General features: G+C 65.4%; 8 protein-coding genes and 1 pseudogene. 5 read left to right on the forward strand and 4 right to left on the reverse strand.

All coding sequences use genetic code 11. The annotated features are described in order from the left end of the window. Nucleotides 1–26: 26 nt before the first annotated feature. From fdhF to GPA25_RS24425, 4 genes are all read right to left on the reverse strand, one after another. On the reverse strand, nt 27–2,891 hold the full coding sequence (gene fdhF / locus GPA25_RS20575) for a formate dehydrogenase subunit alpha (protein WP_169262279.1): 2,865 nt from the start codon (nt 2,889–2,891) through the stop codon (nt 27–29). Further along, on the reverse strand, nt 2,888–4,687 hold the full coding sequence (locus GPA25_RS20580; protein WP_169262280.1) for an NAD(P)H-dependent oxidoreductase subunit E: 1,800 nt from the start codon (nt 4,685–4,687) through the stop codon (nt 2,888–2,890). Before GPA25_RS20580 ends, fdhF begins: the two co-directional genes overlap by 4 nt. 174 nt (nt 4,688–4,861) lie before the next feature. Continuing rightward, nucleotides 4,862–5,761 carry a LysR substrate-binding domain-containing protein gene (locus GPA25_RS20585; RefSeq protein ID WP_169262281.1) on the reverse strand — a complete coding sequence of 300 codons (900 nt, stop codon included), beginning with the start codon at nt 5,759–5,761 and terminating at the stop codon, nt 4,862–4,864. Nucleotides 5,762–5,915: 154 nt separating this feature from the next. Next, nucleotides 5,916–6,062, reverse strand: coding sequence for a phage integrase N-terminal SAM-like domain-containing protein (locus GPA25_RS24425; RefSeq protein WP_484463057.1), 147 nt, complete (start codon nt 6,060–6,062; stop codon nt 5,916–5,918). Between GPA25_RS24425 and GPA25_RS20590 the strand changes: the two are divergent. The 5 genes and pseudogenes from GPA25_RS20590 to GPA25_RS20610 form a co-directional block, all read left to right on the forward strand. Next, a pseudogene (locus tag GPA25_RS20590) lies at nt 6,003–6,809 on the forward strand (IS91 family transposase); the annotation flags it as partial. The gene GPA25_RS24425 and the pseudogene GPA25_RS20590 sit on opposite strands and share 60 nt — an antisense overlap. A gap of 339 nt (nt 6,810–7,148) precedes the next feature. Further along, nucleotides 7,149–7,712, forward strand: coding sequence for an HNH endonuclease (locus tag GPA25_RS20595; protein ID WP_211163257.1), 564 nt, complete (start codon nt 7,149–7,151; stop codon nt 7,710–7,712). 68 nt (nt 7,713–7,780) lie between these two features. Then, a complete protein-coding gene (locus tag GPA25_RS20600) occupies nt 7,781–8,455 on the forward strand; it encodes a hypothetical protein (RefSeq protein ID WP_169262283.1) in 675 nt (224 codons plus the stop codon). A 45-nt stretch (nt 8,456–8,500) separates the two neighbouring features. After that, nucleotides 8,501–9,178 carry a hypothetical protein gene (locus tag GPA25_RS20605; RefSeq protein ID WP_169262284.1) on the forward strand — a complete coding sequence of 226 codons (678 nt, stop codon included), beginning with the start codon at nt 8,501–8,503 and terminating at the stop codon, nt 9,176–9,178. A 63-nt stretch (nt 9,179–9,241) separates the two neighbouring features. Continuing rightward, a partial coding sequence (locus GPA25_RS20610) for a hypothetical protein (protein WP_169262285.1) occupies nt 9,242–9,768 on the forward strand: 527 nt, incomplete at its 3' end.

Below are 9,768 nucleotides of genomic sequence, written 5' to 3' on the forward strand. Positions count from 1 at the left end.
AGTTGCCCCGCGGCGATCACCCGCTTTCAGATTTCGATGGCAGTTTCCGCTGCCAGCCGCACCGCGCAGTACTTGAATTCCGGTATCTTGCCGAAGGGGTCGAGCGCCGGTTGCGTGAGCAGGTTCGCCGCGGCCTCGACGTAGCAGAATGGCATGAACACCGAGCCACGCTGCATCGCGCGGTCGGCGCGGGCTTCGAGCACGATCGCGCCACGGCGGGTTTCCAGCGTCACGCGCGCGCCGGAGGCGATGCCGTGCGCGGCGAGGTCGTCGGGATGGACCGTACACCACGGCTGCGGTTCGAGCGCGTCGAGGACGTTGGCGCGGCGCGTCATCGAGCCGGTGTGCCAGTGTTCGAGCACGCGGCCGGTGGTGAGCACCAGCGGGTAAGCGGTGTCGGGCAGCTCCGCGGCCGGCAGCGGGGCGACGGCGACGAAGCGGGCGCGACCGCTGGCGGTGGGGAAATCCTGCTCGAACAGCACCGGCCACGACGGGCCGTCTTCGGTGAATTTCGGCGCGACGACGGCCCCTTCCGCTTCCAGTTGCTGCCACGTGATGCCGGCGTAGCTCGGCAATGCCTGACGCAGCTCGTCGAAGATCTCGGCCGGGCCGGCGTAATCCCACGCGAGGCCCAGGCGCTGCGCGATCTGCTGGATGATCCACCAGTCGGCGCGCGTGTCGCCGGGCAGCGGCAGCACCGGCTGCGTGAGCTGCACGAGGCGGTCGGTGTTGGTGAAGCTGCCGGTCTTCTCCATCAGGCTGGACGCCGGCAGGATCACGTCGGCGAGCATCGCCGTCTCGGTGAGGAAGAGGTCCTGCACGACGAGGTGCTCGAGCCCGCCGAGCGCGGCGCGGGCGTGCGCGAGGTCGGGGTCGGACATCGCAGGGTTTTCGCCCTCGATGTACATGCCGCGGATCTGGCCGGCGAGCGCGGCGTCCATGATCTCGACGACGGTGAGGCCGGGCACGTCGGACAGGGGCGTGTCCCACAGCGACTCGAACTTCGCGCGGATCGCGGGATCGGCGACGCGCTGGTAGTCGGGGAACATCATCGGGATGAGGCCGGCGTCGGACGCCCCCTGCACGTTGTTCTGGCCGCGCAGCGGATGCAGGCCGGTGCCGCGGCGGCCGATCTGGCCGGTCATCAGCGCGAGCGCGATCAGGCAGCGCGAGTTGTCGGTGCCGTGGATGTGCTGCGAGATGCCCATGCCCCAGAAGATCATGCTGTTGGGGCCCTGCGCATACAGGCGCGCGACTTCGCGCACGGTCTCGGCCGGGATGCCGGTGATCGCCTCGACGCGCTCGGGCGGGAACGCGAGCGCCGCGGCGCGGAAGGCGTCGAAGCCGTCGGTGCGCGCGGCGATGAAGGCCTCGTCGGTGAGCCCCTCCTCGATGATCACGCAGGCGAGCGACAGCAGCAGCGTGACGTCGGCGTCGGGGCGGAACTGCAGGTAGCGGTGCGCGTGGCGTGCGAGCGGGGTTTCGCGCGGGTCCATCAGGATCAGCTTGGCGCCCCGTTCGACAGCGTTCTTCATGAAGGACGCGGCGACCGGATGGTTCGCCGCCGGGTTGGCGCCGATGACGATCATGACGTCGGCGAATTCGACGTCGCGCACCGGGTTCGACACCGCGCCGGAGCCGATGCCTTCGAGGAGTGCGGCGACCGAAGAGGCATGGCACAGGCGCGTGCAGTGGTCCACGTTGTGCGTGCCGAAGCCCGTGCGGACGAGCTTCTGGAAGAGATAGGCCTCCTCGTTGCTGCCCTTGGCCGAGCCGAAGCCGGCGAGCGCGTGCGGGCCGTGCTGGCCCTTGATGCGCGCGAGGCCGGCGGCGGCGGCATCGAGCGCCTCTTCCCAGCTCGCTTCGCGGAAGGCGGCGAGCGGGTTCGCGGGGTCGAGATCGACCGATTTCGGGATGCCCGGTCGGCGGATCAGCGGCGTCGTCAGCCGGTGCGCGTGGCGCGGGTAGCCGAAGCCGTAGCGCCCTTTCACGCACAGGCGGCCGGCGTTGGCGGGGCCGTCGCGGCCGTCGACGTGGATGATCTTCGCCTGCGGGCCGTCGCCGGCGACGTGGTAGGTCGTCTGGCAGCCGACGCCGCAGTAGGGGCACAGCGAGTCGATGGCGCGGGTCGCGGGTATGGCGGGCGCTTCGGCCGGCGTCGCAGTTGCGGGAATGGGAGCAGGTGCCGGTGCGAGCGCGGGCTGTTCGGCGAAGGCGCCACGTACCGCGACCGGTTCGGAGACGGTCTGGCCCAGCAGATCGGCGAGCGCCGCGGGCAGCAGCGCGCCGGTCGGGCAGGCCTGCACGCATTCGCCGCAACCGACGCAGGAGGACGTGCCCATCGGATCATTGAAATCGAACACGATCGCGGTGTCGGCGCCGCGCTGCGCGAGGCCGATGACGTCGTTGACCTGCACTTCGCGGCAGGCGCGCAGGCAGCGCGTGCACTGGATGCAGGCGGCGAGGTTCACGGCGATGCCGGGGTGGCTGCGGTCGGGTGCGGGTTGATCGCGCGGGGCGAAGCGCGATTCGGTAACGCCGAGTTCCTCGCACCAGTGCGCGAGTTCGGAATCGGGTTTTTCGGCCGCGGCCGGTACGTCGGCGCGCAGCAGTTCCAGCACCATGCGCTGCGAGGCGCGGGCGCGCTCGCTCTCGGCCTTGACCTTCATGCCGGCCTTCGGCGCGCGGCAGCACGAGGGCGCGAGCACGCGCTCGCCGTCGATCTCGACGACGCAGGCGCGGCAGTTGCCGTCGGCACGCAGGCCGTCGGTGTAGCACAGGTGCGGAATGTCGGTGCCGGCGCGGCGCGCCGCCTGCAGGATCGATTCGCCGGGCGCGGCGTCGATCTCGCGACCGTCGAGTTCGAAGCGGATCATATCGGCGGCGTTCATGCGGCACCCTCCTCTTTCGCGGCGCCGACTTCCTGCGGGAAGAAGCGCAGCACCGATTGCATCGGGTTCGGCGCGGCCTGGCCGAGGCCGCAGATCGAGGCGTCCATCATCGTCGTTCCGAGTTCGGTCAGGAGTTCGGCGTCCCACACCGGCTGTTTCATCAGTTCGGCCGCCTTCGCGGTGCCGACGCGGCAGGGCGTGCATTGACCACAGGATTCGTGAGCGAAGAATTCCATCGCGTTCTCCGCGAGGAGGCGCGCCTTGTCGTGCTGCGAGAACACGACGATCGCCGCCGAGCCGATGAAGCAGCCGTAGGGCGCGAGGGTGTCGAAATCGAGCGGCACGTCGGCAAGGCTGGCCGGCAGCATGCCGCCCGAGGCGCCGCCGGGGAAATAGCCATACAGCTCGTGGCCGGGCAACATGCCGCCGCAGTGCTCGTCGACAAGTTCGCGCAGCGTGACGCCGGCGTCGGTCACGACGACGCCGGGTTTGGCGACGCGGCCGCTGACCGAGAAACTGCGCAGGCCCTTGCGGCCATTGCGGCCGTGGCGCGCGAACCAGTCGGCGCCGCGTTCAACGATGTCCCGGACCCACCACAGCGTTTCGAGGTTGTGCTCCAGCGTCGGGCGGCCGAAGAGGCCGACCTCCGCGACATAGGGCGGGCGCAGCCGCGGCATGCCGCGCTTGCCTTCGATCGATTCGATCATCGCCGACTCTTCGCCGCACACGTAGGCACCGGCGCCGCGGCGCAGTTCGATCGGCGGCAGGTCCGGCCATTCGGCGCGCACGCGGTCGAGTTCTTCCGCGAGGAGGCGCCGCAGCGCGGGGTACTCATCGCGGATGTAGATCCAGATGCCCGCGATGCCGACGACGCGCGCGGCGATCAGCATGCCTTCAATGAAACGGTGCGGATCGGTGGCGAGGTAGTGGCGATCCTTGAAAGTGCCGGGCTCGCCTTCGTCGATGTTCACCGCCATGTTGCGCGGCGCGGGCTGGGCGGCGACGGTGCGCCACTTGCGCGCGGCGGGGAAGCCCGCGCCGCCGAGGCCGCGCAGACCGGCGCCGTCGAGCGCCTGGACGATAGCTTCGGGATCGCATTCGCCGCTGCGGATCGCTTCCCATAGTTTGTAGCCACCGGCCGCACGGTAGGCGTCGAAGCGGATCGCGACCGGTGCCGCCTCCTCGCGCTCACCGCTCGCGACGACCGCCGCGACCTTGTCGGCATCCGCATTGAGCACCGGCTGCTGGCCGACAACCGCGACCGGCGCGCTGTCGCAGCGACCGACGCAGGGCACGCGCTGCACGCGCACGTCCGCGCCGAGGCGGCTCGCGAGCGTCGCGGCCAGTTCCGCGCCACCCGCCATCGCGCAGCCGAGCGAATCGCACACACGCACGGTGAGCGCGGGCGGTGCCGCTTCGCCGGCCGGCACGAAATCGAAGTGGTGGTAGAAGGTCGCGACCTCGAACACCTCGGCGCGCGCGAGCTTGAGCGCTTCGGCGAGCGCGGCGAGGTGGTCGGCGTGCAGCGCGCCGTGGGCATCCTGCAGACGATGCAGGTATTCGATCAGGCGGTCGGCGCGCGGAATGATGCCGGCGTCGAGATCGGGCGCGAGTGCCGCAGCGGCCGCGGCGTGCGCGGATTCGGGCAGCGGTTCGCGCTTGCGACCGCGCTCCCCGCCACCCTTTCCGACTTTTCCACCACGTCCTCCTTCTGCCCCGTCGCGCCGGGCATCGGACCGGGCACCCTGCCCTGCCAGTCCGTTGCCCCTGCCTTCCTGTTCCACGATGTTCGCCATGCTGTCCGCCGTCTGTACGATTGGGTCATGCGACAGGACGGGATGACCCTCCGCCCCGAGAAGGTCCTTCCCCGCCGAGATTGAACCGGGTCCGACCGCAGGCCCGTGCCGCAGCCAAGTCGGGGGAACAATAGTGCAGCTTCGCAGCCGCGCAAAGCGGATTCTGCCGAAGGGCTATTCGCTTTTTCCGAATGGCCCCGAAAGCGCGCGCGCCGCGGCGATCACGGCATCGACGAGGGGCGAGTTGGGCTCGCGCTTCAGCGTCACGAGGCCGGTCTCCCACGCGACGGAGGGCTTCACCAGCGGCAGCACGCGCAGCTCCGACGGCGTGCCGACGAGCTTGAGCACGCTGCGCGGCAGAATCGTAGACCAGCGTCCGGAACGAACGTGCGCGAGCAGGCTGAGGATGGAGTTCGTCTCGAGCCCGACGTGCGGCGTGCATTCCAGGCTGTCGAATACGCGGTCTATCGTCTGGCGGTTCTGCATGTCGCGCGACAGCAGGCACAGCGGCTGGCGCGCCGCGGCTACCCACTCGATTTCGCCGTCCGCCGCGGGCGCCGACGCGGCGGTGAGGAACACGAGCTTCTCGCGCCAAAGCGAAAGATATTGCAGATCGGCCGCGTCGCAGGACTGCGCATAGACGACGCCCGCTTCCAGTTCGAAGTTGCGCAGCTGCGTGAGGATGGCCTGCGTGCTCGCCGAGCGCACCTCGATCGCGACCGACGGATGTGCGTCGGCGAAGACTTCGGTCAGCGATGCGACGACCGGCAGCGCGGTCGGAATCACGCCGATGCGCAGCGGCCCGCGCAGCCCGTCGCGCAGCAGACCGAGCTCGTGGCGCAGGTCGTCCGCGCCGGCGACGACACGCTTGGCGTGGCTGACGACGCATTCGCCCTCCGCCGTGAGACCGGCGAAGCGCTGCCCGCGCACGACCAGCGCGACGCCCAATTCGTCCTCGAGGTCGCGGATCGCCGCCGACAGCGTCGATGGCGAAACGTGGCAGCTCTCGGCAGCCTTGCCGAAATGCCGCTCGCGCGCGAGGGCCAGGAGGTAGAGGTATTTGCGGGCGATCACGGCTAGCAGAATACGTTCTCCGCCGGCGCCTGGCCAGAAGCCGCACCTCCGAACCACAAGCCCGCGCCGCACCGCTGCGCCCGGTGCCGCTGATCCTCTATTTCATCCACTTGATGACGGCGCACCATTCCCGAGCGGGGTCCAACACCTCGCGCTAGAGAAACAGAATCGCCGACAAGGCCCGCCCCTGCGTTGCGGCGCTCACGTCGCGCTCCAAAGCCAATGTGGTCAAAAAGGCCTCGACCTCGCCTTTGCCAGCGTCGCCACGACGCTCACCGAGTTCGCTGCCAGCCCCCGGCATCTCGGGGGCACGCCGGCATTCTCGCTCGTGCTGCATACCTGGACACAGGATCTGCGCCGCCACGTTCACGTTCATGCGCTCGTCGCCGGCGGCGCGCTGAGTTCAAGCGGCGAATGGCTCCGACCGAAGAAGGGATTCCTGTTTCCGGTGCGCGCGCTCTCGCGCGTCTTCCGGGGCAAGTTCGTCGCCGGCCTCGATCAGTTGGCCCGCAGCGAGCGCTGGCCGGGAGGCGCCGACTGGACGCGCCTCAAGCCACGGCTCTACGACCACGACTGGGTCGTCTACGCCAAACAACCGCTCGGCGGGCCCGAAGCGGTCCTTGAGTATCTGGGACGCTACACGCATCGGGTCGCGATCTCGAACGAGCGCATCCTCGGCATCGACGGCGACCAGATCGCCTTCCGCGTGCGTGCCGACGCCGGTATCGGCAGGAAGCGCACTTTGCGCCTGCCGGGCGTCGAGTTCATCGGCCGCTTCCTGCTGCATGTGCTGCCTGCCGGCTTCAAACGCATCCGCCACTACGGCCTGCTCTCGCCGGCGCGCAAGCGGTCCGCCCTGGCCGCCGCGCGGGCCGCGCTCGACGTGCCGGCCCCTTCTGCGGCCACCCTCGAATCGGTCGCCGACTTCCTGCGCCGCGTGGCGCGGATCGAGCATCAGCGCTGCCCCTGTTGCGGGAGCGGACAGATGCACGTGGTGGCCATCCTCCCGCCGGCGCCGCGGGCGCATCACCTGCGAGGATCGCCATGACCGCGGCGGCGCCACCGACGATTCCACTTCCGCGTGCCGCACCGTGCGCTCGCGGCCGCACTCGCGCCCAACTCGGCGCCGTACTCCCGTTCGCCCTTTCCGTCACGATGACCCTTCGAAGATTGCCGCTCCCGGACTGCGAATTGCCCGTTTCGCACGTCCGAAAAATCGCTCGCCTCATGCCAAAGGATTGACGCCGCAGCTTCGCCGCTTACAATCCCCATAGCATCCGCCGTCGCGGCGGTTCAGTCCAACGAGGTTTATCCGCCGCCATGCCGCCTTGCCTTCCTCCCACTTTGCCGCTGCGGCGGATAAACGCTATTCGTTAGCCCACAAACAATGAAGCGCATCCGCTATTGTCAATTGCCTGCTCCGATGAGCGTCACGGGACGTTCTTCAAGTATTACAAACGCCTTTATCAACGCAATCATCCCAGTCATCGAACCAACAGAAGCCGAGGAACTTGAGGCGCTACAAATCCTTGGAATGAGTCCGGATGACATTCGTTGCTGCTACTGCGGAGACAAGTCCACTGAGTGGGACCACCTCAGGGCAATCATAAGCAACCAAGAGCCAACGGGTTACATCACTGAAATCGCAAACCTTGTTCCGGCTTGCGGGAAGTGCAATCAATCAAAAGGCAAGTCATATTGGCGCACATGGATGGAGGGCAACGCAAAGCTGTCACCCAAAAGTCGTGGCATCACCGATATCGAGGAGCGAATAGCTCGGCTGTCAGCATATGAGGCGTGGCGTGAGCCAAAGAAGATAGATTTTGCTGCTGTTGTTGGTCCGGAAATGTGGCAACGCCACAGAACAAATTGGCGTAGCGTTCTGGATCTTCTAAAAGCAAGTCAGGAGTTGGCAAGTGAAATTCGAAATCTCGTCGCAAAGGCGGGCTAACCCTACGCTCAAGGGGATGCTCCGCCGCTACGCGGGAACGCGCCCCTTAGCACCACGTTAGGTTGCTTATGCCGCTCACCGACATACCTCTTCCATTGCTTGTTCCAATTGGCGCGGTCCTCGCAGCCTGTATTACAGGTGCAATTTCTTTCGTCAGCCTAGTCACGTCGAAAGAACAAAAGATCTCCGAGTTTCGCCAAGCATGGATTGATGCATTCCGTAGCGAACTCGCAGACTTTTCAAGTCAGGCCCGGCGCGTGTCCCTTGAGCGCATACCCGTCAACATCAAGGCACTTACGGCTCCGCTCTTGGAGCAACTTGAAATGACCGACCGTGAAGCCGAAAAACCTGATCCATTTCATGAAAATCGGCAACGTATGGCTCAGGCCTACTACGCATTGAGGTTGCGTTTGAACCCAGAAGAGGCTGACCACAAGCAACTCCTGGCGCATCTGGACAACGTTTACGAAATCCTAAACTCGCACTCAGATCGCTATGGCAAGTGCGTTACCGAATTGAATAACTTAGCCAAAGTCGCACAAGTAGTCCTCAAGCGCGAGTGGGTACGTGTCAAGGATGGAGAAGGTAGTTACCGCGCTACTGTCCGGGCAGCAAAGTGGGGGGCACTTATTCTGGCTGTGGTGCTTGTCGCTTTGCTTGGCAAGTCACTTGTTGTACCCGAACAGCAACCTAACCCTGCGGTGCAGGGGACGCTGCGCGATAAAGCCGCGCAGCGTCCCTGACCTTGAACGTTAGCTCTTTCTGTGATCAGAGTTGGAGGTGGATAAATGAATGCTGTCGAAAAATACACCACCATGGTTGTTGCAATAATTGGTGCAGTAGCCGGACTATGGGGTGCATATACCGCCTACGACGCTTCCAAGTTCAAGCAACCATTTGATGAACATGGTCAAGCTGCAAAAAGCTTCCACTCACAAATAGCCTCAGCCGAGGCGCGTAGGGACAGTAAAGAAATTATTCGAGTTCGTCTCCTTTATGAGAAGTTTGAAGAAGGTTGGAGGGATGCTCGTAAGATCGCAGAGTTAGTCTCGCCGTTGGAAAGTTTAGCAAGCGCCAACCTTAATATTGGAGACGTGGCCGCAGTCAAGGCGCTACTGGCATCTGCCTCGGCAGAAAATAGCCTACAGCTCTCATCCAAGACGCTTGGTGCCGCATATTTTGCAGCGGGTGATTACGAAAATGCGGTACGCCACCTTAAGGATGCTTCCGCACGTGCGGACGATCCGCAGGCTTTGGCTCTCCAGTCAGCCGCGTTCGGAGAACTCGCAAAGAATGCATCAACAGAGAACATGAAGGTTGGCTACGAAAATTCGGCTGTGGCGAGCTTTCGTGCAGCGCTGGCCTCACCATCGGGCAAGCCTGTTGAGCTATCGGGGTTTGCGAAGGGGAATGCTGATCTCAAAGCGATTCTCACCTCAAAGGGTGTAGAGCTAACCCGGCAGTGAACCGGACCTGCGCGAAAAGCCGCGCAGGCCTGTTACTTCTACGTTAGCCAGCAGGAAAAGCGCATGGCACGCAAACCACCGATAGAAGAAAGGCGGATCATTCTCGCGAACGACCAGCGCCGGCGCTATGGGGCGCGGCTGGTTTTCCGGGTCTTGCACGCGCTCCACATCGGAGCGTTGGCGAACGTCACGTTCTTTCTGCCTGACGGCACCTACGGGCGCATCCGCCCGCGGAATTCGCGAAGCTCTGAGTTCGGAGTCGCGTACGAGTTGGACGTCGAAGCTTTTCCCTCAGCGGCTGAGGCGGAGCAGGCAGGGATGAGGGCAGCGCAGGCACTGCTACTGACTGCGATCAACTTGGATTTCGGAATTCGGCTGGACTACACCGGACATGAGCCTCCGACGGTGTTTGACCGGACGGTTTCAACCGGAATGGTCATGAGTGGGGAGGGAATCGGTTCTTGGCCGAGGCCGTGTAAAAACGGTCGCGGATGCGCCAGGAATCGGTCGTTCCGGCGCCCTGCGGCGGAAGCGAACGAATTTGAAGGCGGCAAATCAGCTCAGTTGAGCTTCAAGAAGGCCTTTTCAGG

This window comes from Aromatoleum diolicum, assembly GCF_012910955.1.
In the GTDB taxonomy this organism is placed as follows: Bacteria; Pseudomonadota; Gammaproteobacteria; order Burkholderiales; family Rhodocyclaceae; genus Aromatoleum; species Aromatoleum diolicum.